This is a genomic window from Anoxybacillus ayderensis (assembly GCF_013761015.1).
Classification (GTDB): Bacteria; Bacillota; Bacilli; order Bacillales; family Anoxybacillaceae; genus Anoxybacillus; species Anoxybacillus ayderensis.
In genome coordinates this window covers 335,100-361,914 of record NZ_JACDUV010000002.1, presented here as the reverse complement: position 1 = coordinate 361,914, position 26,815 = coordinate 335,100, and the positions used below count along the sequence as shown (strand labels likewise).

Annotated in this window: 21 protein-coding genes; 4 read left to right on the top strand and 17 right to left on the bottom strand. The window is 43.4% G+C overall.

The window, feature by feature from the left end:
* Window positions 1-18: 18 nt before the first annotated feature.
* The 8 genes from HNR63_RS04185 to HNR63_RS04150 form a co-directional block, all read right to left on the bottom strand.
* Window positions 19-2,907 carry an ATP-binding protein gene (locus HNR63_RS04185; RefSeq protein WP_181519872.1) on the bottom strand — a complete coding sequence of 963 codons (2,889 nt, stop codon included), beginning with the start codon at window positions 2,905-2,907 and terminating at the stop codon, window positions 19-21.
* On the bottom strand, window positions 2,891-3,265 hold the full coding sequence (locus HNR63_RS04180; protein WP_085789571.1) for a response regulator transcription factor: 375 nt from the start codon (window positions 3,263-3,265) through the stop codon (window positions 2,891-2,893). Before HNR63_RS04180 ends, HNR63_RS04185 begins: the two co-directional genes overlap by 17 nt.
* Entirely contained in the window at window positions 3,265-6,459 is a 3,195-nt protein-coding gene (locus tag HNR63_RS04175) for a hypothetical protein (protein ID WP_181519871.1), read from the bottom strand. The genes HNR63_RS04180 and HNR63_RS04175 overlap by 1 nt, the downstream gene beginning before the upstream one ends.
* A complete protein-coding gene (locus HNR63_RS04170; RefSeq protein ID WP_085789570.1) occupies window positions 6,456-7,841 on the bottom strand; it encodes a glycosyltransferase family 2 protein in 1,386 nt (461 codons plus the stop codon). The genes HNR63_RS04175 and HNR63_RS04170 overlap by 4 nt, the downstream gene beginning before the upstream one ends.
* Window positions 7,834-8,874 carry a HEAT repeat domain-containing protein gene (locus HNR63_RS04165; RefSeq protein ID WP_181519870.1) on the bottom strand — a complete coding sequence of 347 codons (1,041 nt, stop codon included), beginning with the start codon at window positions 8,872-8,874 and terminating at the stop codon, window positions 7,834-7,836. Before HNR63_RS04165 ends, HNR63_RS04170 begins: the two co-directional genes overlap by 8 nt.
* A gap of 2 nt (window positions 8,875-8,876) precedes the next feature.
* Window positions 8,877-10,487, bottom strand: a complete 1,611-nt coding sequence (locus tag HNR63_RS04160) for a diguanylate cyclase (protein ID WP_181519869.1) — start codon at window positions 10,485-10,487, stop codon at window positions 8,877-8,879.
* A gap of 12 nt (window positions 10,488-10,499) precedes the next feature.
* Window positions 10,500-11,405 (bottom strand): chemotaxis protein, encoded by a 906-nt coding sequence (locus tag HNR63_RS04155; RefSeq protein WP_181519868.1) that lies wholly within the window; start codon window positions 11,403-11,405, stop codon window positions 10,500-10,502.
* Window positions 11,406-11,476: 71 nt separating this feature from the next.
* Window positions 11,477-12,115, bottom strand: a complete 639-nt coding sequence (locus HNR63_RS04150) for a glycoside hydrolase domain-containing protein (protein WP_085789566.1) — start codon at window positions 12,113-12,115, stop codon at window positions 11,477-11,479.
* A 141-nt stretch (window positions 12,116-12,256) separates the two neighbouring features.
* On the opposite strand from HNR63_RS04150, the gene HNR63_RS04145 reads away from it, so the two are divergent.
* Window positions 12,257-12,841 carry a TetR/AcrR family transcriptional regulator gene (locus HNR63_RS04145; protein WP_246316727.1) on the top strand — a complete coding sequence of 195 codons (585 nt, stop codon included), beginning with the start codon at window positions 12,257-12,259 and terminating at the stop codon, window positions 12,839-12,841.
* Here HNR63_RS04145 and HNR63_RS04140 read toward each other — a convergent pair.
* Window positions 12,838-14,094 carry an ATP-binding protein gene (locus HNR63_RS04140; protein WP_181519867.1) on the bottom strand — a complete coding sequence of 419 codons (1,257 nt, stop codon included), beginning with the start codon at window positions 14,092-14,094 and terminating at the stop codon, window positions 12,838-12,840. The two genes, HNR63_RS04145 and HNR63_RS04140, sit on opposite strands and share 4 nt — an antisense overlap.
* A gap of 178 nt (window positions 14,095-14,272) precedes the next feature.
* On the opposite strand from HNR63_RS04140, the gene HNR63_RS04135 reads away from it, so the two are divergent.
* From HNR63_RS04135 to HNR63_RS04125, 3 genes are all read left to right on the top strand, one after another.
* Window positions 14,273-14,422: a hypothetical protein gene (locus tag HNR63_RS04135; protein WP_246316726.1), complete on the top strand. Its 150-nt coding sequence runs from the start codon at window positions 14,273-14,275 to the stop codon at window positions 14,420-14,422.
* A 132-nt stretch (window positions 14,423-14,554) separates the two neighbouring features.
* Window positions 14,555-14,791, top strand: coding sequence for an IDEAL domain-containing protein (locus tag HNR63_RS04130; RefSeq protein WP_021094494.1), 237 nt, complete (start codon window positions 14,555-14,557; stop codon window positions 14,789-14,791).
* A gap of 114 nt (window positions 14,792-14,905) precedes the next feature.
* Complete coding sequence (locus HNR63_RS04125; protein WP_181519865.1) at window positions 14,906-16,057, top strand: aminotransferase A; 1,152 nt, start codon at window positions 14,906-14,908, stop codon at window positions 16,055-16,057.
* Between the two features lie 10 nt (window positions 16,058-16,067).
* Here the strand turns inward: HNR63_RS04125 and HNR63_RS04120 are convergent, their stop codons facing one another.
* The 8 genes from HNR63_RS04120 to ptsG form a co-directional block, all read right to left on the bottom strand.
* On the bottom strand, window positions 16,068-16,934 hold the full coding sequence (locus HNR63_RS04120; RefSeq protein WP_181519864.1) for an NAD(P)-dependent oxidoreductase: 867 nt from the start codon (window positions 16,932-16,934) through the stop codon (window positions 16,068-16,070).
* A gap of 15 nt (window positions 16,935-16,949) precedes the next feature.
* Entirely contained in the window at window positions 16,950-17,717 is a 768-nt protein-coding gene (locus HNR63_RS04115; RefSeq protein WP_085789074.1) for an SDR family oxidoreductase, read from the bottom strand.
* Between the two features lie 25 nt (window positions 17,718-17,742).
* Window positions 17,743-19,011 carry a GGDEF domain-containing response regulator gene (locus tag HNR63_RS04110; RefSeq protein ID WP_085789073.1) on the bottom strand — a complete coding sequence of 423 codons (1,269 nt, stop codon included), beginning with the start codon at window positions 19,009-19,011 and terminating at the stop codon, window positions 17,743-17,745.
* Window positions 19,008-20,252, bottom strand: coding sequence for a GAF domain-containing sensor histidine kinase (locus HNR63_RS04105; protein ID WP_181519863.1), 1,245 nt, complete (start codon window positions 20,250-20,252; stop codon window positions 19,008-19,010). The genes HNR63_RS04110 and HNR63_RS04105 overlap by 4 nt, the downstream gene beginning before the upstream one ends.
* A 128-nt stretch (window positions 20,253-20,380) precedes the next feature.
* Window positions 20,381-22,360, bottom strand: a complete 1,980-nt coding sequence (locus HNR63_RS04100; RefSeq protein WP_181519862.1) for a methyl-accepting chemotaxis protein — start codon at window positions 22,358-22,360, stop codon at window positions 20,381-20,383.
* A 140-nt stretch (window positions 22,361-22,500) separates the two neighbouring features.
* Complete coding sequence (ptsP, locus tag HNR63_RS04095; protein WP_181519861.1) at window positions 22,501-24,216, bottom strand: phosphoenolpyruvate--protein phosphotransferase; 1,716 nt, start codon at window positions 24,214-24,216, stop codon at window positions 22,501-22,503.
* Window positions 24,216-24,488: a phosphocarrier protein HPr gene (locus HNR63_RS04090; protein ID WP_275451378.1), complete on the bottom strand. Its 273-nt coding sequence runs from the start codon at window positions 24,486-24,488 to the stop codon at window positions 24,216-24,218. Before HNR63_RS04090 ends, ptsP begins: the two co-directional genes overlap by 1 nt.
* Window positions 24,489-24,571: 83 nt before the next feature.
* On the bottom strand, window positions 24,572-26,584 hold the full coding sequence (gene ptsG / locus HNR63_RS04085) for a glucose-specific PTS transporter subunit IIBC (RefSeq protein WP_085789069.1): 2,013 nt from the start codon (window positions 26,582-26,584) through the stop codon (window positions 24,572-24,574).
* Window positions 26,585-26,815: the final 231 nt, after the last annotated feature.

Sequence of the window (26,815 nt, the reverse complement as noted above, 5' to 3'; positions counted from 1 at the left end):
ACAAAAAAAGAGGAAACCTTAATTGGCTTCCTCGTTCAACGGGACGAAAATCTCTCCTTGTCGCTCTTTATTTAACAACATTTGTAAAATTGTTTTCGATAGTTGGCTCGGTTGATACGGTTTTACTAAATAACTATTTGCGCCGAGCGCCATTCCTTTTTCCCGTTCTTCTAACGCCGAAGAAATGATAATAGGAATATGAGCGAGCTCTTCATTTTGCTTTAACGCTTTTAATACATCCCAACCAGACGCGTTATGTTCTTCTAACATAATGTCTAACACGACCGCATCCGGTTTTTCTTTTTGGATGAGCTCGATCGCTTCTTTTCCTTCTTTGACGAGTTTGACGCGAAATCCGCTATCTTTTAGTTCGGCTTCTAATAGCGCCGCTAAATTTTCATCATCTTCGACAATAACGACGTGCGCATGCGCTTGTTTTTCATCTGTTTCGCGTTCGTCGTCCCCTGTATTCGCCATAACGACAAGCGGCAACGAGACAGTAAACGTACTTCCTTTTTTCAATTCCGATGTGACGCTCACTTCCCCTTCATGCGCTTTGACAATTTCTTTTACGATCGCTAGTCCAAGCCCTGTTCCACCGATGCGGCGACGGTCGGAATTGTCGACGCGATAAAATTTCGTAAATAAGTTCGGGATCGCTTCTTCTGGAATGCCTAACCCTTCGTCTTGCACATCGACGCATAGTCGATTGCCTCGTTCGTATATGCGTACTGTAATATTGCCGCCTTCTGGTGAATATTTGATGGCGTTGCTAATTAAGTTTGTAAACACTTGGGCGAGCTTATCGCGATCGCCGAGCACCGTCGTTTTGTTTGTTTCTTTTTGTACATGGAACTGATGAATCGTCGTATTTACTTTTTGCGTTTCAATGACGTTTTCAATAATCGAAACGACATCTTCATATTTTTTATCGTACGTTTGTTTGCCAGACTCCATTCGTTGTACATCTAAAAAGTCGTTAATCAACGCCGTTAACCGTTTTGCTTCTTGGTAAATCGTCGTTAAATATTTTTTCTGCCGTTCTGGTTTTAACTCTTTCGTTAACATGAGTTCCGTAAAGCCGAGTACGCTTGATAACGGCGTGCGCAATTCGTGGCTGACGGTGCTGACAAACTCCGATTTCATTTGGTCGACTTCAAACTCTTTCGTAATGTCGCGATGAACAAATACCGTTCCTTGTCGCTCCCCATTGCGATATAACGGCTTGGCGTACACTTGAATGACTTTTCGTTTTTGCGCTAAATGGTACACAAACGGCTCACGTTCTTCATCGCCGTTGAAAATAATGGCGCGTAAATAATCGCATAGCTTTTCGCCAGCGTCTGATTGCTCAACTAAGCCGCGCGCCCATTGTTCGTAGCTCGCTCCTTCAAGTTCAGCAATCGATTGTTTTTGCAGCAGTGTAACCATTTGTTTATTGACAATCATGCTGTGACCACGTTGATCAACGAAATGAATGCCTTCTTGTACCGTATTTAAAATATGTTGTACCGTTTCACGCGCTCGTTCTGACTGTTCATATAGCGCAATTTTTTGTAGTGAAATCGATATTTGTTTCGTTAACCCGACATATTCTTGAATATCTTCATCAGAAAACGGTCCGCCAAAGCGACTAAATACTAAAATGGCTTGCACGTCATTTTCGTTCGACAAGACAGGCAAAAAGACGTCGTGCACGAACATCGTTTCTTCATGATACCCTTTTTCAGAAGATGCGACTTCTCGTTTTAACATAAACGGCTTTTTTTGCTCAAACAGTCGTTGATGCAAGCCGTTATAAATATATGTTAAAAATTGTTCAACCCCGTATTCCGACAATCCGAATGTGGCATGCGTTTTTTCGTCGTTCATTAAAACGATCATGCCGCGATCCGCTTCCATGACACGCGCCATATGGATTACAATGCTATTTAACACTTCTTGCTTATCAAGTGAGTTCGATAATCCGTTAATGAAGTCGTTGCGCCGTTTTAATTGTTGTTCGCGCGCTTGCATCGTCTCCAACGCTTGTTCGAGCTCGGCTTGTTGAAACTCTAATTCATCTTGCTGCGCCATCAACTCTTCGTTGTGCGCCATTAAACTTTCTTCTTTTTCTTGAATGCTCGTTAACATTTTTTTAAAGGCAGCTGCCAGTTTCCCAATTTCATCTTCGCGATTTGTCGTTTCACGCATGTCATAGGCGACTTGTTCGTCCTTAGCAATTTTTTCAGCCACGACCGCTAATTCATTGAGTGGTCTTCCGATTTTTTTCATCATGATGCGCGCGATTGTAATTAAAATCGTCAAAATCGTAAAAATGAATAAAATAAACGCGGTTTGGGCTGTCGTTTGATCATCGCGCAATTGTTGAAATTCACGGTCAAGCTGTTCCGTTAATTTATTTTTGTACGTTTTCATTTGAAATTGGAATTGTTCAATTGACGCCGTTCCGCCGTTTTCGGATAAGCTTAATACTTTTTGTATATTGCCGTTTTCAAACGCTTCAATCGCTTGCGGAACGAGCGTACCGAAATAATAGCTAGCAAACTGGCGCGCCTTTAAAATATATTGCGTATCGTCTTTTGTCGTCGCTGCTAATTCTAACGCATCGAGCGCCGTTTGCACATTTTCTTGTTCGCGAAAAATGCTTAGTTTAAATTCTTTCCGATTAAATGCTAAATAACCGCGCGCATCGGAAAACGCTTGGTTAAACGCCCGTTCAATTTCTTGCGCATATTTCATCTTTGTTTCGATTTGTTCCTTTTTTTGTTCAAATGACGTCGTTAACGACGATTGATACGAAAAAAGGGATGCCGAGCCGATCACAAAGATGAATAAAAAGCTCGTGACGAGCGCGACAAATTGTCTTGCTAAGCTTTGCCGAAAATAGTTACGCATCTTCTCCATGTAAAATCTCCTCGATTCGTTGTACTAATTCAAGCGGGCTATATGGCTTTGCCATAAAATAGTCGGCGCCAGCGTCTAGTACACGTTGTTGATCCGCCTGTTGACTTTTTGCTGATAGCATCATAATCTTTACATGTTTTTTATCGGGCATTTGGCGCACTTGTTGAATGACTTCTAAACCGGTATATATTGGCATCATATAATCAAGTAAAATTAAATCGTAGTCATTTTGTTTAATCATCTCCAACGCTTCTTCCCCATCGCACGCTTCATCGATGTCGTGCCCTTCATCTTCTAGCGTATCGACAACGAGCATACGCAACACTTCTTCATCTTCCGCTAATAAAATTTTCGCCATTATTTTCTCTCTCCTTCAACGTTCTTATATATTTGTTGCACGATCGTGTACGAACGTTTTAACCGTTCGTGATATGTCGGTTGCTCCCAACCGTCCCATGTGTACGTATAAAATTGTTTTGCATCTAAATGTTCAGGATATGAAAACCCTTTTTCATACACGCCGATGCGAATGCCGTCCATCGTTTCGCTGCTTGCTAATCCACCTTGCCACATATCTCCCATCGCTTCGTGCATGCTCGGGTCTTTCACATTTAACAACGCCCATGGGATGCGAATTTCATATCCATCTTTTTGTTTGCTGACGCTCACGTCCGTTAAAGAATTGTACGCTTCATCATTCGGATTTGCGGTACCAAACGTCATAACGCCTGTTTCATAAAAATCGAACGGATACGTTTTTCCTTTAATTTGTAATTTTTTATTGAGCGTCAAACGAATCGGATGGTATACGCCGTTATTTTTTTTGTTCGCATACGGCAAACGGTCAATCATATTTAAGACGTGTCCGTAATGATAATAAAATGAATCGTAATAACTATCAACCCATAATCGCCCTTCTTTTTCACCGCGCAAATGGAGAACGAAATCGACCCCTTCTGTTCGTACGTTCGGCACATCGAGAATGGTCGATTGCCCTTGATCTCGGATCGTGTCAAACAATATATATACGTCTTTGTCTTGCTTAACCGTTGTGTCGTAACGAATATACACGTATCGTTCATCGCTCGTCATATAGAGCGCGCGCCCGTCTTGTTGGAAGGCAGGAGCGATTTGTTGGAATGCCCAATCTTCTTTTCGCCCATCGACTTTGATCATCATCGTTTCATTTTCTGCTGGATCAAAGCTGAGTAAGCCGAATTGTTGTTCGTTCGTTTGCGCATTTGACCAAAACGGACGGCGGTCCGGGTTGTCGTAATCCATCGTGTTCCATGTTCGTTTAAACCATTCATCTTGCCATGTGAAAATAAAGCCGCCTGCCATGCGTTCATGAACGATGTCTTCAAATAGTTTTTTGTTGATTACACCTTGCTCTTGTTCGGAATGAAATCCTTGGTTCATTCCGTATACGTTGCGATGCGTCATGCCGCGCGATGACGGGACGCCAAATTCAGCGACGACAATCGGCATGCGATGCACCCGTTTCATATCGTGTAAGTAGCCCGCATAGTTGTTTTTCTCGCCACGATGGTCGATGTAGTTGATATATTTCGGTTCAAAGTTTAAAAAGTCCGGGTAGTACGGATAAATATGATATGACGCAAATAAACCGCCGTGCATCGCATTTGTCGAATATATGACGTTCGGGTTTACCGATACGAAATCTTCTTTTTCTAACGGTTCGCTCGGATGCGTTAACAAATCGGTCGTCACCCAGTTTGTGAAACTGACCGGACGTTGCCAGCCGTACGTTTTCGTTTCGTACGCAATCGCTTCATCCATCATGCGCGCAAGCCAAATTTCAAACGGCGACGCACCTTTTGTGTACACATACGTCCCGTTGTAATCTGGTAAACGTGCATGTTTCATATTTGTCGCATGAACGACAGTCGGTTCCCACTCGACCCCGAAAATCCAGCCGAGCACATACGGTGAAATGTCATATCGATATATGCCGCTCGCATGCCCTGGGCGAGGTGGGATCGTTGCCCGCCCGTGAACGATATCGATCGTTCGTTTCATTTCCGCAACAAATTCATCCGTATTTTCTTTTGCAAATGCATCGTTTGTGCGCAAAAACGTTTCTTCATTCACCCATACCCCGTGAAATAAATATAAAGGCTGCTCGGCGATTTCGTTATATTCGTAAAACGCCTCATAAAACGCAGGCGGGTGAATCGTATACACACGAACGGCATTCGCATGCATCGCCCCAATTTGTTTAAACCAACGGAAATATTCTTCTTTCGTAATCGCCGTTTCACCCGGGAAATGACCCGGTTTTGCGATTCCCATATTTACCCCTTTTAACAACACATTTTTCCATTTTCCATCTTTATAAATTTGTATATATTGCTCTCCGACGCGTCCAGCAAGCTGAATACCGTCTTCTGTTTTCGCAATCGTTCGTTCGACCGTACGCTTTTCGTCATGATGCACAGATTGAAAAATCGTTTTCATCATCGGAACATACGCTTTCCAATAAAACGATGCGGTGCTATTCGGGTCGTGACGCACTGTCCATTTGCGCCATACGTCGATGCCGACCGTTTGATATATGCCCGGCACATCCGGTTGATCCGCATAATCACCACAAAAGTAATACGCCTCATAGCGCGCATTTCGATGGTGAACGATGGCTGGAAACGTCATCGGCAGCCCGAGCGCTTGCAATTTTTCTTTTCCACGTTCCGATAACGACAGCGTATATGTCGCTAACACTTCTTCGTCATGTATTGGTTTTACGATGTCAAACCAATACGAATACGGAATAGAGCCGTCGATCCCAAGCTTTTTTTCTCCTTTTTTCGTCGGTGTAAAAAGCACCCCTCGTTTTCCTATTTCTTTTTTATCTAAAATGACGAGCCGATCGTGTTCATCAACAAGCACATAGCCCGGACCAGTAAATGCATATCGTTCATTATATTGTTTTTCGTAATTTTCTTTTACCCAAACAGGCACTTCGTCATCTTCAAGCTTCGGGAAATAACGGCCAATCCAGCCCGTCCATTCGACGTTTAATAAAGCATAAAATTTGTTGCGAACAGACGGATCGGTCGGGCTTGCGAACGAATTAAATTCGGCAATAAGCGTTTTGTTTCCTTCAAACATCGCCTCGTGCAACCGATCGACTTCTTGTTCTGTCAGACCACCGTACACTTTTTTTGAGCGCTTCCCTTTCTTTTTTTCTATCGTCAAATCATTTTCATATACACCGTACGTGTCGGCTACATAAATAACATCGTACGATTGTAACGATGTCGGCCATGGCCGCTCTTTTTTTGTCGTTGGGATAAACCCAACGTAATCTTTTTTTAACTCATAGCGCGCTCCGTTTGGCTTCACGTACTTTTGCTGATTTAGTAGCCAAACGAGCCCTTCATGTTCACGATACGTATCATCTGGAACCGTTTTATTGACAATCAACACGTGTAACGTGGTGGCAGGCTTCATTTTCCATAGCCAATACGGTGAAGAAATGATCAGAAAAATAAAGACGACATATAAAACGAGCCAACGTTGTTTGTTCATCATTTCGACACACCTTTTCTTTTCATTTCTCCCCACCCTTTTCTTCTTAACAACGCATCAACAATTCCTTCACAGCGCCATAACACCGTCAACGGACGATACCATAACGTTTCAGTAAATGAATAAAAAAAGAGGCGTACGACGTCTGAAACATTCGAAAATTTCCGCACCGTCCATTCTTCTAACAGTACGGCAGCCATTGAAAAAAGTGAACCGTACAAAACGGAAACGAGGAATAGTAAAATCGCAAATTCAATATATATGTCGCCTAACATGAGCGAAACGATAATGAGGATATAACCAAACAGCTCAACGACAGGACCTAAAAATTCAATGAGTAAAAAATATGGCATCGATACGAGCCCGATTGAGCCGTAACGCGGATTAAACCACATGCGCCGATGAAGCCAAAGGCTTTCAAACAATCCGCGATGCCAGCGCCGCCGCTGTTTGCGTAAATCGGTCATCGACTCTGGCGCTTCCGTCCAACAAACTGGATCAGGCACGTACACAATTTTTTTATTTGTTTTCGTTTCTTTTATGAGACGATGAAGTCGGACGACAAGTTCCATATCTTCTCCGACTGTATGCGCATATCCACCGGCACGAATGACCCATTGTTTTGAAAAGACGCCGAAAGCCCCTGAAACAATTAACAATAAATTATGGCGGCTTAATCCGATACGTCCCATTAAAAACGCGCGCAAATATTCAATGACTTGCATAATGACAAGCGGATGACGGGAAAGTCCAATGCGCACCACTTCCCCTTTTTCAATGTCACAACCGTTAGCGATGCGCACGCTTCCACCTGATGCGATCACGTCTTCATCTGAGTCCACTATCGGCTTCATGACTTTTAAAAAGGCGCGGCGTTCAATGACCGAGTCGCCATCAATAGAACAAACGTATGGATACGTTGAAAAATTAATGCCCGCATTTAACGCATCTGCTTTTCCACCGTTTTCTTTATCGATGACAAATAAATGAGAAAACTTGCGGGAACGATACACGGCACGCACCCGTTTCGTTTTTAGTTGTTCGCGAATGACGCGCTTCATTGGAATAAGATCGAAATCCTCCTTCAACCGCGCAAGCGTATCGTCTGTTGAACCGTCGTTAATGACGACAATTTCATACTCTGGGTATTCGATGCTAAGTAACGAGCGAACGGTTGCAAAAATGCCAGCTTCTTCATTGTAGGCAGGCACTAAAATCGAGACCGGTTTCGTATAACTCACATCGAGCATTTCTTCATACGGCTCCCATTCGTCTAATTCGTACATGCGGCGCAATTGAATAAGCGACACGACGAGTAAAAACGTATAAAACAAAATGACCGCAATCATAAAGAAAAAGACGAACATCGCTGCCAATTTAATCATTTTCTCGCCCTCTTTCTAACCACTCAAGCGCCATATCGCGCGCATAACGGTCATCTGATGTTTGGGCGATTTGTTCGAGAATCGCCAAGCCGTTTGGCATGCGTAACAACGCCTCTGCCGCTTGCGAGCGCACGGAGAACACACGGTCTTTGACAAGCTCTTTCATCGTCTCAACAAGCTCATATGGACGTGTGCGCGCACATAGCCGCAGCGCCATGAGCCGCTCTTGCCAAACGGGTGAATGTAAATGAATGCGAAGTTGCTCGGAATCAAGCGGAAAAGCAATTTCCGCTAACGCTTTTAATGCGCGAATGCGATATTCGCTTTGCTCATGCCGAAGCAATGTACGCAAAAATGAAACGTGCGCAAACTTTTGCATAATGCCTATCATATCAATTAATGCATATTGTATTTTTTCGTTCCAATCAAAAAAATGGTCAACCATTTTCGCAAACATACGATCGTCCATGCGCGATAAAATGAGGCGATAATCAAATTGCGTAAACGATTCATCCGTTTGTTTCATATATTCATATACGTGCGGATGTTGAAAAAGCGCAAACATTTTTAACAGTTGGCGCTTTTCCATCGTCGTAAGCTGTTTTTGTTCGTACATCGCTTCTAACTCATGGACGAGCGAGCGAAGATAAAAATCTTCAATAAAAAAGAGGGCGTTCATTCTTCTTCCGAGTCGACGATGAGCAAGTTGCGCTCGTAAATAATCGACAAAATACATCTCGGCTAGCGCTGTTGCCCTCTCCTTTACATCCCCATTGGCAAGCACGCGCATAAAATGATCGAGTAGCTCCATCATCGCGACATGTTGCGCAGGCGATGACGGAGCGGGGACTTGTTCGTCACCGTAAGCTAAATAGCGAAATAACACCGGTTCATACAACTGTTTATACGTTTCCACTTCTCGCTTCCATTTGCCGTCTTTTCTTTTTCGGACAACTAAATAAAGAAAAATCGCAAGTAAAACAGCGAATAAAGTGATCACGATGACCGTAAACAAAACAAGTTGATTAGACACGACTAATTCATCCTTTTTAACATATGGCGTATTCTTGCTTCCAGCTCAAGCAGCTTGAACGGTTTTGTCATATAGTCATCTGCACCGAGCTCAAGCGCGCGAGCAATATCGTTTTCGCTTTTTCTTGCTGTTAACATAATGACTTTATATCTTGATGAATCTTTTTGGCTTCGCAACTGCTGCAACACTTCAAGCCCATCCATTTTCGGCATGACTCCGTCTAAAATGACGAGGCATGATTCTGTTCCGCGATGCCAATCGGACGCTATAAACTGCTCGCCGTCTTTAAATGCGCGCAAATCGAGCGTCACTTTTTCTTTCGTAAACATTTTTTGCACGACGTCTGTCACAATGGCGCGCACAATCGCATCATCATCGACAATCGCGACTTTCATAGTTCGGCGATACGATGCTTCTTGTTGTTTCGCAAGCACGACGCAGTTTCTTCCTGTATTTTTCGCTTCATATAGGGCAGAATCAGCCAACTCAATCCAATGACCAATCGGTTTCGTTGGATCAAGCACTTCAACGATCCCTGTCGAAAACGTGCATGAAAACGTCGTTTCATCACATTGAAACGTCATCCGTTCAAACTGTTCGCGCAGACGATCAAACACAAGAAACGCCTCTGCCGCTTCTGTCGCCGGCAATAACACGACAAATTCCTCTCCACCGAAACGAATGACAACATCGCGCGCGCGGACGTTCGTTTTTAAAAATTGCGCAAATTGTTTTAAAACAACATCGCCCATTAAATGTCCGTATTGGTCGTTGACTCGTTTAAAATGGTCAATATCGAGCACCGCTAAACAAAACGGCTCGTGCGTGCGATGCCAGTCGCTTTTTAATTGTTCATACGCTTGTTTTAAATATTTTCGGTTGTAGACGTGCGTCAATTCATCTAAAAGAAGCAGTTCATCAATTAATTGTTTTCTTTGAAGCTGTCGGCGAATGCGCACGATAAATTCATCGATCGCAAACGGTTTTGGAATAAAATCGTCCGCGCCCATTTCGTAACTTTTTATGCGCGTCTCTTTTCGATCATCAATGCTCACCATAATCATCGGGACGAATTGTTGTTTTAACTTTTGTTTTAAAAACGTTAATACTTCAAACCCTGTTTTCGTTTCCATATGAATATCGATGACGACACAATCCGGACGGACGTCGTAAAACGAAGCGACCGCTTTGACCGGATCGGCAATGGCGACAACGTACCATCCGCTTTGTTCGAGATGCTCTTTCACATACATTAAAAACGATGGATCGTCATCAATAAGTAAAATGGTCGGTTCGTCTCCCTTTTTCGTTCCTTGTTCCCCTTGTGTCACTTCGCCAATTTGTTGTTCATAACAAAGTTGAAAAAGCGGGGCGAGCCGCTCTTTCACATCTGTCGCTTTCCACGTTTTTTCTTCATCTTCGCCCCATTGTTCCATTAACTGACGCGCATAATTTCCGATATCGGTCATTCCGATCATCGCGGCCGTACCAGCAATGGAATGAAGCAGGCGATATACGTCTTGATGAGCAATTTCATCTACCGTTTCCCATTCTTCTAGCCGTTTGCGAATATTTTTTAAAAAATGTTGGCGATATTTTTCATAACGGTCCATAGCAATCCCCTACTATAAGATGTGTTGATCAATCATTTGCACAAGTTCGGCAATTTCCGGTTTGCTCACTTGTGCCGTCGCTCCAACGCGCTCCCCTTTATGACGAAGATCATCTGTAATTAAAGAAGAGAAAATGATGACGGGCAAATGTTTTAATGTTTCGTCTTCACGAATGCGTTTCGTTAAATGATGGCCGTCCATTTGCGGCATTTCAATGTCAGTAATGACTAATTGTACTTCGCTTTCAACTGGCTTTCCTTTTTGAACGATCGATTGTAAATAGTTTAACGCATCTTCGCCGTTTTCAAAAAACTCGACATATACGTATCCGGCTTCTGCGAGTGTGTCGTGAAGAAGCTTACGTAACAACGGTGAGTCTTCCGCAACGATCAGCTTTTTATTCGACCGCTCACGCTTGCCAAGCTTTTTCACACGCTCGACGTGAATGCCTGATTGCGGGTTAATATCGACGACGATTTTTTCAAAGTCAAGCAATAAAATCATATTTCCGTTTAATTTTACAACGCCGATAATTTGGCTTTCCAACCCTTGATACATTTGCGACGGTTTTTCAATTTGCTTCCATGATATGCGATGAATTTGTGTAACGTTATGGACGTGAAACACAACTTTTTGTTGATTAAACTCCGCAACAATATATTTATCTTGCGCTGGGTTATTTGACGGTCCAAAGCCGAGCGCTTTCGCTAAATCAATAAGCGGAAGTACCTCACCGCGCAATTCAATAATGCCTTCAATGTATGGATGCGCATGCGGTACTTTTGTCGGCACGATCGGATGAATAATTTCTTTTACTTTAATGACGTTAATCGCAAATCGGTTTTCACCAATTAAAAATTCGACAATTTCTAGTTCATTCGTCCCGCTTTCTAATAAAATTCCATTTTTATTTTCCATACAAACAGCCTCCGTTATGACATCATTTACCGTTATTTTATCATACTTCTTATCGCAGACGAAAAATATTTTTAATATAAATAGTCGCTTATTTTTCGGTTTGCCACGTTCGTATCGATCGCACAACGGTCGGCATCGCGACCATATTGCCACATCCAAACGTTCGCGCGACAATTCGGCACGTTCGGTCGATACGTCGGCGCTTTAGCCGCTGGCGTCGTCCCTGGGCGCGGATATGAGCTCCATATAATCGTTTGTTGGGCGATGCGTTCATCGTTTTTCACCGCTTCACAATAAGCTTCACCAAATGCTCCTTTCGTCGGATTGGCGTATATGCCCGGGCGATATCCGCTCGGATAAAACGTATCGACCCATGCTTGAATCCATGCGTCATCTACTTGAAATTCATCTTCAATGTTCGCAAAAATGACTTTATTTTTCGGAATGCCTAATCTGCGCGCGTGAAAAATTGCATTGCGCGCCGCCGTTCTCCCTTTTTCGTATTGTGTCGCCTCGCGAAACGCATTGTAAATCGGCGCAATCTTTATGCCGCGCCCACGAATAAACGCGATTTCTTCTTTCGTCAAGCCGTCTGATACGTTCGGCACCGTCGTCACATATCTTCCCCAAAATTGCGGAAAACCGTATTCTTTTCTTACACACGCAAGCAACGGTTCCGTCACCTTTGCCGCTGAATCGACACCCCACATGCATCATTCCTCCTTTTTATGTTTCTTTCCATATATATGCGAATGATACATGTCTAAACAAAACTTTCATCTTTTAAAATATTACTTTATTCCTAGGTAAAAATCACTATAATAAAAGTAGACGATGATGATGGGGGATTCATGATGAAAAGAGAGAAACAAAAAAAGCAAACGAGAATATTGCTCCAACAAACCGCCCTTCGATTATTTCAAAAACAAGGGTATGAGCAAACGACCGTTTTGCAAATTACAAATGAAGCGGGTGTCGCGAAAGGAACGTTTTTTAATTATTTTCGCACGAAAGAAGAAGTGTTACAAAGCGTGTTTTCCACGCATGTAGAACGCATATGTAAAAGGGTGCAAGAAAGCGAGGAACGAATGTGGCATAGGCAAATCGAGCAGTTGTTTTATGAATTAACAACGATGCACGAAAAACTCGGAAAAGAAGTGACGAAATCCATGGTACATATTTATGCGGGAAAACAACAAGAGACGCTCCCGTTCACTCCTTTTATTCATATGTTGACGAATATATTTGAAGAAGGGAAACAATGCGGAGACATTCGAACGAAACGATCTTCCGAAACGCTTTCGTTAATCGCTCTTCAACTATATTTCGGGGCATTAAAACTATGGATGTTTTCTCACTTATCTGAACCGCTGTCGACTTTTACGATCGATACGATCACGATGTTTATCGACTATATGAAAAAAGAAGGGGATTAATCCCCTTCATATAGCGGTAATGTAATCGTAACGGTCGTTCCTTCATTCAGTCGGCTTTCGTACGCCATCGTTCCTCCCATTTGGCGGATAAGTCGAGAGGCGATCATGGTGCCAAGCCCGGTTCCTTTCGATTTTGTCGTATAGTACGGCAAGCCGATATTTTTCAGCTCATCTTCAGTCATTCCTTTTCCTGTATCGCGAATCGTGATAATGACTTCCTTTTCTTTTTCATTGACCGTTTTATGAACCGTCACCGCCCCACCGTATTCAATCGCTTCAATCCCGTTTTTCATCACGTTTAAGAGCGCTTGTTTTAAATAATGCGCATCGCCATACACGTCGCTTTTTCCTTCCGTATAAAGATGTAGCGACACGTTCGTCATCGTACCGAGCGGACTTAATAAATGGACAGATGTATGTAAAATGTCATCAATGTTCACTTTTTGCAGTTGAAAGGATGCTGGTTTAGCGAGCGTTAAATATTCGCTAATAATTTTATTCGTTCGGTCTAATTCTTCTAAAATGATTGGAGCGAATTTTTTTACGTTTTCATCGGTCGTATCTTTGCTTAAAAATTGGACGAAGCCCCGCACCGTCGTGAGCGGATTGCGAATTTCATGGGCAAATGAAGCCGCCATTTCGCTGACCGTTGCTAGTTTATCAAGGTAAATCATATCGTCAAACTGCTCGTTAAATTGAATGAGTCGCTCGATGACATAAATAAGCGCTAAAAACATGGCGATAAAAAAGGAGAAGTAAACGACATAAAATCGCCAAGGAAGTGGCGGAACGGCGTATATAATCGTTGCGATATATAAAATGAGATAAATGAAAACGATCATAAGCCCATATAACATTTTTCTTTTGACGTTAAAAAAAGACGAGCGAAACAATATGCCGACAACGTATGCAAATACAGAAACGGTCGCTCCTGCATAAGCGAACGGACCGCCAATGATGAACCGTGCGATAACAACGGTGAACGTACATAACAGCCCAGCCGTTTTTCCGATATATAATGTCGTCACTAAAATGACGATCATGCGAAAGTCGAAGTTCGTTTTCGCTAACGGCTGAATTGGATACATCATACATAACAAAGCCGTAAACGATGCAACAACGCCGTACATCATTTTTTGTTTCCAAGTGAGCACCATTTTTCGACGAAACGGAAAAAATAAGTTGGCATTGAAAATGAGTGAAAATAAAATCGTCATATTGACAACGAGCGGTTTAATCACAGCGCTAAACATGTAATGCCTCCTGATCATTGTTCCTTTTGTATTGTAGCACACTCGCCAACGGACATAAATGTGTTCGTATTTTCTGAAAAAACAAAAACATTGACATCTTTATGAACATGATAGACGTGGACAAGCGAAGCGCGTTACAATGTTTGTGAAGAAAAACACGAAAAGAGAAGGTGTCAAAATGAAAGGGTTAGCCATTCTTTTTGAAGAAAATCATACGGTCACGATTTTAGAAGATGTAGAAAAAGAACAAATTGAAGAAGTCGTGGATGAAGAAACGGAAGCAGTTCTTTGGCATGATGAAGAAATCGACTGGGACTACGGTTATTAATATATAAAGCTGGCATTCGTCAGCTTTTATTTTTTTATTTTTATTTTTCTAAATTTTATTTACAATTTACAAAAAACTCTTTATAATGTAGAAAAGGAGAAGAATATTCTTCTCTCTAAGGGGGAATGAAACATGTTTGAAAAGTACAATGATATGGCACTCGTATCTCAACCGTATGATCTCACAGATTACAAACAAGTCGCACAATTGGTGATTGAACAGGCGTTATTTCGGTACGAAAGAGATCGGCTCATGCGCGATATTGACAAGGCGCTTGAGCAACGGGATGAAGCGTTGTTTCTAACCCTCGCGCAACAATACAACGAGCTTCGAGAACGCTATCGTCATTTGGAGGAAGTGCACGCATGATCGACTGTGAAACGACAGAACAGCACATAAGGTGAACGTTTGACGCAAAAACACATTGCGAAACGTTCACCTTTTATTGTTTAATAGAAAGAAAATGAAGAAAGGTGAAAAACGATGATGCTTCCGATCAATGAACGTGTGCAACATATTCAGTTATCTGGCATTCGCCAATTTTTTAATCTCGTTGCACAAGAAAAAGATATCATTTCGTTAACGATTGGACAGCCTGATTTTCCGACGCCGAAACATATTAAAGAAGCAACGAAGCGAGCGCTTGATGAGCAATTTACTTCTTATACGCATAATGCGGGATACTTGCCTTTACGGGAAGCGGCTTGCCGTTTTGTTGAAACGAAATACGGGCTGCGCTATACAACCGATGAAGTAATCGTCACTGTCGGAGCAAGCCAAGCGCTTGATATTGCGTTTCGCACCATTTTAACAGAAGGCTCGGAAGTCATTCTCCCTGCCCCGATTTATCCGGGGTACGAGCCGATTATTCGTTTATGTGGTGCTACGCCTGTATATGTCGATACGCGTCAAACAAATTTTAAACTGTTAGCTGAACAAATCGAGCCGTTTATAACTGAGCGAACGCGCTGTATCGTGCTTCCATATCCGTCCAATCCAACAGGAATGACGTTAACGAGCGAAGAATTGCAACAAATCGCTGAACTTGTGAAAAATAAGCCGATTTGGGTCATTTCGGATGAAATTTATAGTGAACTTGTGTTTACAGGCACGCATGAGTCGATTGCAAAATGGCTTCCTGATCAAACGATCGTCATTAACGGCGTCAGCAAATCGCATGCGATGACCGGATTTCGCATCGGTCTTTTATTTGCGCGGCAATGGGTCATTGAGCATATATTAAAAGTGCATCAATATAACGTTTCATGCGCGACGTCCATTTCGCAAAAAGCAGCGCTAGAAGCGTTAACGGTCGGAATAAACGATGCCGAGGAGATGAAAAAGCAATATGCTGAACGAATGGAATATGTGTACGACCGCCTTTGCGCCATCGGCTTTCACGTGCAAAAGCCGAACGGAGCGTTTTACATTTTTCCATCGATCGCAACGTTTCATCACTCCTCATTTGAGTTCGCCCTCAAGCTTGCGAAAGAAGCGAAAGTAGCGGTCGTGCCGGGAAGTGCGTTTTCTACATACGGCGAAGGATATATTCGCTTGTCATACGCTTGTTCGATCGATGCGTTACAAAAAGGTCTCGATCGCATCGAGTCATACGTAAAAAAAGGTGCTCGCTAAAAGCACCTTTTTAGCATTCTTTATACCATTTATATAACGCCTGCGTCCCGCTCTGTTCTTCTCCCCGTTCAGCAAGCGATTCATACAACTGTTTCGCAAGCTTTAACCCCGGAAGCGACAAGCCGAGCGTTTCCGCTTCTGCAAGCGCAATGCCCATGTCTTTAATAAAATGTTTCACATAAAAACCGGGAGCAAAATCGCCCGCAAGCATTCTTGGAGCTAAGTTGGAAAGCGACCAGCTGGATGCGGCACCTTGTGAAATGCTGCGCAACACTCGTTCCGGATCTAATCCTGCTTTTTCCGCATACACGAGCGCTTCGCATACGCCGATCATATTTGTCGCGATCGCAATTTGATTGCACATTTTCGTATGTTGTCCCGCCCCTGCTTCTCCTTGCCAAACGATATTTTTTCCTAAATGAGAAAGAAGCGGCATGCATGCCGAAAACGCCTCTTTATCGCCGCCAACCATAATGGACAACGTGCCGTCGCGCGCGCCAATATCGCCTCCCGATACAGGGGCATCAAGGGCAAATATCCCTTTTTCTTTCGCCGCTTCGTGAATGCGTACCGCAAGCGATGGCTTAGACGTCGTAAAGTCAATGACATACGTCCCTCGTTTTGCATTTGCCAGAATGCCGTCGTCACCAAAATATACGTGCTCGACATCGTGCGGCTCGCCGACCATCGTCATGACGACGTCTGCCGCTTTAGCGACGTCTTTCACCGCATCTTTCCATACTGCCCCTTCCGCCAATATATCTTCCGCTTTTTCTTTTGTCCGCGTATATACGACGAGCGAATAACCTGCCCGAAGCAAATTTCGCGCCATGCTTTTTCCCATCACACCAAGCCCAATAAAACCGATCGTTTGCATATGTTTCACCTCATTTTAAATCGCTTTCACCATGCCGCCATCCACTAAAAGCGACTGTCCTGTCATATACGTATTTTCATCGGACAATAAAAAGGCGACGACGTTCGCAAATTCTTCTGGCGTCCCGTAACGTCCGAGCGGAATCGTCGCTTTCATGCGCGCTTCTAGTTCTTCTTTGCGAATGCCGAGCTTTTTCGCATTTTGTTCGTCTAAATAGGCGACACGCTCTGTCGCAATGCGCCCTGGAGCAACGGTATTAATTAAAATGCCATACGGGGCAAGCTCTTGCGCGAGCGTTTTCGTCAAACCGACGATGCCGAGGCGAAACGTATTGGAAAGAAGCAGTCCCGGAATCGGCTCTTTAATGGACGATGAGGCGATATTTACAATTTTTCCTTTCGTCTTTTTCAAATGCGGTAACGCTGCGCGAATAAGACGCACGTAGCTTAACACATTTAACTCAAACGCTCGTTGCCAATCATCGTCTGTCAACGTCGCAAACGTCCCTGTCGGTGGCCCTCCAGAGTTATTGACTAACAAATGAATGTCGCCGAACGTTTCTGCCGTTTTTTCTACTAGCTGCTCGATCATTTCTCGATTCGTCACATCCGTCACCGTATATGCCGCCTTCCCTTTTCCGAGCGCATTTAACTGTTCAGCGACTTCGTGCAATTTTCGCTCATCGCGGCTCGCAAGCATGACATGGACGCCTTGCGAAACGAGTTTTGTCGCAATCGCTTTACCGAGCCCTTGGCTCGACGCAGCAACAATCGCGGTTTTCATTGCATTCGCCTCCTCTCACGCTATACTATTCGCTAACGACGACGCGATTCCTTCCTCCACGCTTTGCTTCATATAGCGCTTCGTCGGCTCTCTTCACCATTTGCTCTTTCGTCATTCCTTGTTCATATTCGCACACGCCAAAGCTGCACGTAATATGCCCGACTTTCGGGAAATGAACGGTTTCCACTAAGTGACGTAACGATTCCGCTAAACGATACCCGCCTGTTCGCGATGTTGCAGGGGCTAAAATAATAAACTCTTCCCCACCCCAACGCGCCAAAATGTCACAATCGCGCAAACGGTTTGAAATGGCTTCACACATGCGCACTAACACCGCATCACCAACGTCATGTCCGTACGTATCGTTCACTTTTTTAAAATGATCAATGTCAAACAAAATGATGGAAAACGTATGTTTGTATCGCTTTGCACGCTGAATTTCACGCGTAAAAAACTCATCAAACTTTAGTCGGTTAAACGTTTTTGTGAGCGGGTCTTTCGTCGCTAAAAACTCGTTTCGCTTGCTTTCTTCTTCAAGTGCGGTAATGTCGGTAAAGACGACTAAATACGACTCCGATTCATCTGGAAACGACGTCGCTTTCACTAAAAAGACGTGCTCTTCCCCTTGTTTACACATCAGTTTTACTTTTAAAAACGGAATGGTGCGGTCAATAAGCGGACGAATCCAACGCCTTTCCCCTTTCATATAAAAATAGCCGGGTTCATGAAGAAAATAATCGCATACGTGCGCCCGACCGGCACGAAGTTTTTCCATTTGTTCTTGCCCGAAAAAACGTTGAAACGATAAATTGCAATCTAACAACCGTTCATCGTTTAAAATGCATATTAAGTTTTCTTGAAAGTCGATAATGGTGCGCGTATATTGTTTTTGTTTTTCAAGCTCCAGTTCGAGCTGACGTTGATAAATGGAATGTTGCAACGATTGCAAAAATTTTTCATGGTCAATCGGCTTTAAAATAAAATGATTTACCCCGTATTCGATGGCGCGAATGAAAAAATCGTTGTCATCATAGGCAGTCGTAATAATAATTTGCACATGCTCATCAATCGTGCGAATATGGCGGATGAGTTCTAACCCATTCAAGAAAGGCATTTTAATATCTGTAATGACGATGTCAGGTCGAAACGTCATAAATAACTCAAGCGCTTCTTGACCGTTTTTTGCGACTTTTACGTCGCGAATGCGCCGTTTTAATAAACGCGCTAACATATCGCGCGCGCCCGGCTCATCTTCAACATACAATACTTTAATATCTGTTTGTACCGCAATCATAATCCCCTTCCCCTTTCATATCGCGGCATGCGAATCGTAAACGTCGCTCCTTTTTGCGATGATGAAACGAATAAATCACCGTTCATTTTCGTGACAATCATTTTTGACATATATAATCCGAGCCCTGTTCCGTCTTTTTTCGTCGTCACATACGGTTCGAACATATGTTTTTGTATTGTTTCATCAATGCCGCCTGCATTATCTTTCACTTGAATGTAAATAAACGAGTCGTCCGCATATGTGCGCACGCAAATGATTCGTCGTGCAATATCGCGCGCAACAAACTGCTCGCACGCATTCGTCAACAAATTAATGAGCACTTGGCTCATTTCGTTCGGGAATCCGTACATATGCCCACGCGTGCGATTTTCGACGTGCAAGTGAACGTCGTAATGATCTAAACTCGCTGAAATAATTTTTAACGCTTGGCGAATCGCTTGAATCGGTCGAAAATATGTCGCTTCTTTATGCGGTTTAAAAAAGTTGCGAAAGTCGTTAATCGTTCGGGACATATGTTGAATTTGGATGAAACATTTTTGAATGGACGTGCGCAAATACGATTCGTCTAACTCCCCGTACGCATACGCTTCTTGTATATCTTGCAAAAGCAAGCCGAGCACATTTAACGGTTGGCGCCATTGATGAGCGATGTTTCTTAACATTTCTCCCATCGTCGCATAGCGCGATTGTTCGATGAGCATAAAATCTTTTTCGCGGTTTTTACGCACTTCTTCTTCTACTTTTCGCTGCAACGTCGCATTCATTTGTTCCATTTCTTGTTTCATTCGTTGCAGTTCATTTAACGTTTGTTCCCGTTTAATCGACTCGCCAATCGTGCGGGCGATCGCCAAAAAAATGGCGCGTTCATGAGCGGGAAACGTCCTTTTTCGTTCGCAATCGACGACACTTAAAAATCCCCACCGTTCATCGTGAATAAAAATGGGAGCGATCATAAACGATTGAATGTCCCATTCTTCAAAAATGGTGCGCACATCACCTTCTAATTCATCTGTATGCCCAACGAACACATTTCCGTCATACAAATGCGCAAAACAATGGGCATGTTCTGTCGCAAGCACGATGTTATCACGCATGAGAGGACGTGAAGAGGGTGTTTGTATATGATGAATGCGTTGTAACGTATATGTTTGGGTCGTTGTATGTAAGCGAAAAATGGCCACGCGCGTCACATGAAGCGCAATGCGCAAACTTTCTAACGCCGCCATAAGCGACTGATCCATCTCCCTCTCCTCCAAAAAAAACAAATATAGGCCTTTTCTCCTAAATTTATCGTAATTCTCATGTAAAAAAAAATCAAGGAAAAAAATTGTTACAAACATATAAAAAAAGCTAGGCATCATACCTAGCTTTATACGTGGAAACGGTGAATGAGTTGTTGCAATGAGCGGCTCATATCGTTTAGCCGTTCTGCCGCTTCTGTCACCGTGCTTAACGCTTTTAATTGTTCTTCTGAGGAAGCGGATACTTCTTCAGCCGATGCAGCCGATTGTTCGGAAATGGCCGCTAAGTTTTGCAGCGCCGCAACGATTTGCTCTTTATTTTCGTTGACGTCGTGAATTTGCGTAAAAATATGTTCAATCGCTGACGTTAATTGTTCCATCATCGTTGCGATATGCATAAACGATTCCGCTGTTTCATTCACCGCTACTTGTTGTTGATCGTTCATTTGTTTTGTATGGTCAACCGCTTCGGTCGCCAGTGCGGCTTGTTGTTGAATGGACGTAATCGTTTGGCGAATTTGCTCTGTCGCTTGCGCGGATTGTTCTGCGAGTTTACGCACTTCTTCGGCAACGACTGCAAACCCTTTTCCGTGCTCCCCTGCTCTCGCTGCTTCGATCGAAGCGTTTAACGCTAGCAAGTTCGTTTGTGCGGAAATGTCAGTAATCGTTTGAATAATGGCGCCAATTTGCTGCATTTTCGCCCCTAAATCCGTAATGACCGTTTCTACTGAACGCAATTCGTTTTGCGACTCCGTCGATTTTGCTTGCAACACATTTAATTTTTCAATGCCCATATAGCTTGCTTCTTTCGTTTCATCAGAAAGTTGTTTCACTCGTTCAGCCGATTGCGTCACCGTACCCATTTTTTCAGATAAGTCGTTCATGCGGTCGTTCATCGCATCTAAATTGCTCGCTTGTTCGGATACTCCTTTGGCGATATCTGTTACCGCCGTTGTCACTTGCTCGCTCGTTGCCATCGTTTCTTCGGAGACAGCGCTTAAATGGTCTGCCGCGCTACCAAGTTCTGCAACGGAACGATCGACTTCGCCAATTAATGAACGCATATGCGACACCATGTCGTTAAAGTGGCTTGTTAGCTGAGCAATTTCATCGTTTCCTTTCGGCTCAACATGCACCGTTAAATCGCCTGTCGCCACTTGTTGTACGCGCTCATTGAGTTGAATAATCGGTTTGACGATCGAACGGGATACAGCATAAATAAGAAGCGAGGCGAGAATCGTTGCGATGGCAACAACTGTCCATGACGTTTTTCCAATGGTCGTTAACGTCGCTAATAAATCTTTTTCTTTATATACCGCCCCAACTTTCCAATTTAACTTTGGAATCGTATGGAAATATAATAACCGTTTCTCGCCGTCTTGCTCATATTCGTACGCACCGTTTTCTTTCGCAAACATCGTTTTGACGACCGGATGGTCAGACATATCTTTCCCTTTATACTGTGGATGAACGATCGCAAATTTATTTTGGTCAAACAATACCGGATATCCGTTGTAGCCGACTTTAAACTGCTCAACTGTTTCCGCGAGCGTATTTAACGATATGTCTAAGCCGATAACGCCAATGACTTGTCCGTTTTCAACAATCGCTTTGGCGATCGTGACGATATAATCGTTTGTCACCGCATCGACGTACGACTCCGTCCAAATGACTTTATCCGGTGAAGCGACAGCCGCTTTATACCATGGGCGCGTCGTCGGATCAAAATCTGGCGGCAACTCAACAGATGGCGTTGTGTACATGTTGCCATTCGCCGTACCGATATAGGCGAGCTGCACTTTTTGATGAATGTTTAAAAATGTCGAAAATTGTTGATCAATCTCTTTCCAAAGTAGCGCATCTTCTGTTTTTGTAAACGTTTGAAACGATTTCGTTTCGCTAAATTGCTTTAGCGCATCTTCTTGGCTATCAAAGCTATGCTCGATATCGTCAACAACCTCTGTCACGAGCGACTCCGCACGCACTTTTGCATCGTCTTTCATGACAGACGCCATTTGCACGTAGTTGACCGTTTGCGAGGCAACGAGTGCAATGACTAATAATAAGGCCATTAAACCAGTTAGCTTCCACGTTAATGAACGAAACAAAGTAGTCCCCCCTAGCTATGTCGAACGTTGTCGAAAAATTAATAAAGTTGTAGTTTTATTATAAAAGGTTCACGCCACGCTGTCTATGACTGTTTTGTACTGATTTTTTTCCATAAAAAAAGAACCGAAGCAATCGGTTCTTATACGTGAAACGTTTCTTTTACGAAACGAACGACTTCGTCTGCTGTAGCAAGCGATAAAATATGATTTTTCACTTGTTCAGCTTCTTGTTTCGACAATTTCTTTAATTGTGAGCGAACGCGTAAAATGGATGTGGCACTCATGCTAAATTCATCTAAACCAAACGCTAGTAAAATTGGCACAGCCAGTTGTTCGCCTGCCATTTCTCCACACATGCCAACCCATTTTCCTTCTTTATGCGCCGCTTCAATGACGTTATAAATGAGGCGCAAAATCGCTGGGTTGTACGGTTGGTATAAATATGAGACGCGCTCGTTCATTCGGTCGGACGCCATCGTATATTGAATTAAATCGTTTGTACCGATGCTGAAGAAATCGACTTCTTTTGCAAATTGATCCGCCAATACGGCAGCAGCTGGGATTTCGACCATCATGCCGACTTCGATCTCATCAGATACCGGAACGCCTTCCGCAACGAGCTTTTCTTTTTCTTCTAAAAGAATCGCTTTCGCTTGACGGAATTCGTCTAACGTCGCAATCATCGGAAACATCACTTTTAAGTTGCCGTATACGCTTGCGCGCAACAACGCGCGAAGTTGCGTACGGAACATTTGTTGCATATCTAAGCAAAGACGAATCGCCCGGAAACCTAGAAACGGGTTCATTTCTTTTGGAAGGTCTAAATATGGTAATTCTTTGTCGCCGCCAATATCGAGCGTACGAACGACAACAGGTTTTCCTTCCATTTTTTCTAATACCGTTTTATATGCTTCAAACTGTTCTTCTTCTGTCGGCAACTCGTTGCGTCCCATGTATAAAAATTCTGTACGATATAGCCCGATGCCTTCTGCCCCATTCGCAAGCACACCTTCGACATCGTTTGGCGTGCCGATGTTTGCCGCAAGCTCGACATGGTGACCGTCTTTCGTCGTCGTTTGTTCGTGAACGAGCTTCGCCCATTCTGCTTTTTGCGCAGCAAACGCGGCACGTTTTTGTTCATATTGGGCGATGATTTCTTCTGTCGGATTGACGATGACTTCACCGTCAAGTCCGTCAATAATGACGATGTCGCCGTTTTGAATCGTTGCTGTCGCTTCTTTCGTTCCGACGACAGCTGGAATTTCCATCGAACGAGCCATAATCGCCGAGTGAGATGTGCGACCGCCGATGTCAGTTGTAAAACCTTTCACATATTTTCGGTTTAATTGCGCTGTATCGGACGGTGTTAAGTCTTCAGCGATCACGACGACTTCTTCAGTAACCATGCTTGGGTTTGAAATCGTTACCCCTAATAAATGAGCAAGCACGCGTTTCGTTACATCGCGAATGTCCGCAGCGCGCTCTTTCATATATTCGTTATCCATCGCTTCAAACATCGCAATAAACATCGATGCGACGTCATGAAGAGCAAATTCTGCATTGACGCGTTCTTGTTCAATCTTTTGTTCAACAGCTTGGACGAGTTCTGGGTCGCTTAGTACGAGTAAATGGGCGGAGAAAATAGCCGCTTTATCTTCGCCAAGCTCTTTTAATGCGTGCGCTTGAATGGCTTTTAGCTCTTCTTTCGCTTTGGCGAGCGCTTGTTGGAAACGGCTTACTTGTTCAGCTGGGTTTTCAATCGTTTGTTTTTCAACCGTTAAATCGGGATGTTCTAAACGGTACGCCTTCGCAATGGCAATGCCATTCGATGCAGCAATCCCTTGCAGTTTTTTCATTATTGAGCTAATCCTTCTTTTGCTAACGTTTCTGTTAATGCGTTGATTGCTTCTGCTGCATCGCTACCTTCAGCTGAAATTGTAATTTGCGCACCTTGTGGAATGCCTAGTGACATAACACCCATAATCGATTTTAAGTTCACTTTTTTGCCGTTGTACTCTAATTGAATGTCGCTATCGAATTTGCTCGCTGTTTGAACTAACATTGTTGCTGGACGGGCATGAATACCAGATTCTGCTGTTACTTGAAACGTTTTTTGCATATTGCTCATCTCCTCACTTTATATTTTGAAAACATAGAGGGCGAAAACCCTCTATGTTTTTTTACCGAAAAATGACGCATTTTGCAAGTAAATTATTTTTGAACGACAACAACGTCTTCGCCTTTTGTTACTGTTCCTTGTTTCGCGATTTGTACTGTTTCTCCTGCTTGCAAGTTTGTAAAAATAATTGGCGTGACGACAGAAGGAGCATGTTGTTTCACGTATGCAAGGTCAACTTTTAAAATTGGTTGTCCTTTTTTCACTGCTGCACCTTCTGATACGAGCGCTTCAAATCCTTGACCGTTTAATTTCACTGTATCAATACCGAAGTGGATGAGCACTTCACGACCTGTGTTTGATTGAATGCCGATCGCATGTTTTGTCGGGAACACGTTCACGATCGTTCCGTCTACTGGCGATACGACTGTCCCGTCTGTCGGCTCAACCGCAAAACCGTCGCCCATCATTTTTGTTGAAAACACTTGATCTGGCACTTCAGAAAGTGGAACGACTTTTCCTGTTAAAGGCGATGCGACTTGTTCTGTTTCTCCTGTCGCTTGCACCGCTGGTTTTGCTTTTTCTACTGCTTTTGTCGGCACGCGGCCTTCCATAATATCCTTCATTTGTGTTTTTAAAATGTCTGATTTCGGTCCGAAAATCGCTTGAATGTTGTTGCCGACTTCTAATACGCCTGCTGCGCCGAGCGCTTTTAAACGATCTTTATCGACATGTTGAATGTCGTTGACAGATACACGTAAACGCGTGATGCACGCATCTAAATGGGCGATATTTTCTTTTCCGCCAAGCGCCGCTAAAATTTCGTGCGGAAGTTCGCCTGCGTCTGCTGAAGCTGTCGTTTCTGTCGTTTCTTTTTCACGACCTGGTGTTGCTAAATCCCATTTGCGAATCGCAAAACGGAATCCGAAGTAGTAAATGACCGCAAACACAAGACCGACCGGAATGACGAGCCACCATGCTGTACGGCCCGGCAACACACCGAATAGTAAGTAGTCGATGACCCCGCCAGAGAACGTCATACCGATTTTGACGTTTAAGATGTGCATAAGCATAAATGATAAACCTGCGAAAATCGTATGAATCGCAAACAATGCTGGCGCAACGAACAAGAATGAGAATTCAATTGGCTCTGTAATCCCTGTTAAAAACGATGTTAACGCGGCAGATGCCATAATCCCTGCAACAACTTTTTTATTTTCTGGACGCGCCTCATGATAAATCGCAAGCGCCGCTGCTGGTAAACCGAACATCATGAACGGGAATTTTCCTGTCATAAACGTACCCGCTGTTAGCTCGGCACCGTCTTTAATTTGTTCGAAGAAAATGCGTTGGTCACCGCGTACAAGCTCGCCTGCTTTGTTCACGTATTGACCGAACTCAAACCAGAACGGTGAGTAGAAAATGTGGTGTAAACCGAACGGAATTAATGCACGCTCGATGACACCGAAAATAAATGCAGCTAACGTACGGTTCGCATCAATCATATTGTGCGAAAATGCGTTTAGGCCATGTTGAACAGGCGGCCATAACCACGTCATCGCAATACCGAGAATTAACGCGGATGCAGCGGTTACAATCGGAACGAAACGCTTCCCTGCAAAGAAACCTAAATAAGATGGCAATTCAATATTAAAGTATTTGTTGTACATATACGCGGCTAAAATACCGACGATAATCCCGCCGAATACCCCTGTTTGCAACGTCGGAATACCTAATACGTTCGCAAACGATGGGTCTGTTCCAATTTGATCGGATGTGACACCTAAAATGACGCTCATTGTTACATTCATGACTAAGTAGCCAATGATTGCTGCTAAACCAGCAACCCCTTCACCGCCAGCTAATCCGACAGCAACCCCAACGGCGAATAAAAGCGGCAAGTTCGCAAATACAATGCCACCCGATTGCTCCATGACTTTCGCAACCATTTCGACCCAGCCTGTTTCTAACGCTGGAATTTTTTCAATTAAAGCTGGGTTTTGTAACGCGTTACCAAACGCAAGCAAAATACCTGCTGCCGGTAAAATCGCAACGGGAAGCATAAGCGCTTTACCGACTTTTTGTAACGTACCAAACGCTTTTTTCATATAAAACCCTCCTTCATCGTGTTAAGGTTTGCAACAAACGGCATATTCATGCATGAAAAGTAGATGAAGCGAAACGTTAGACGTCTAACAAATGTAAGCATTTGCAAATAAGAGAAAACAAAAAGGCATGAGCAAAGAATGACAGAAAAAGGGTATTATGTAACGAATATTTCGTTACACCACTTTTCTTGCCTTCTTTACTCATGCCTGATCGAATCAGTAACACGTAAA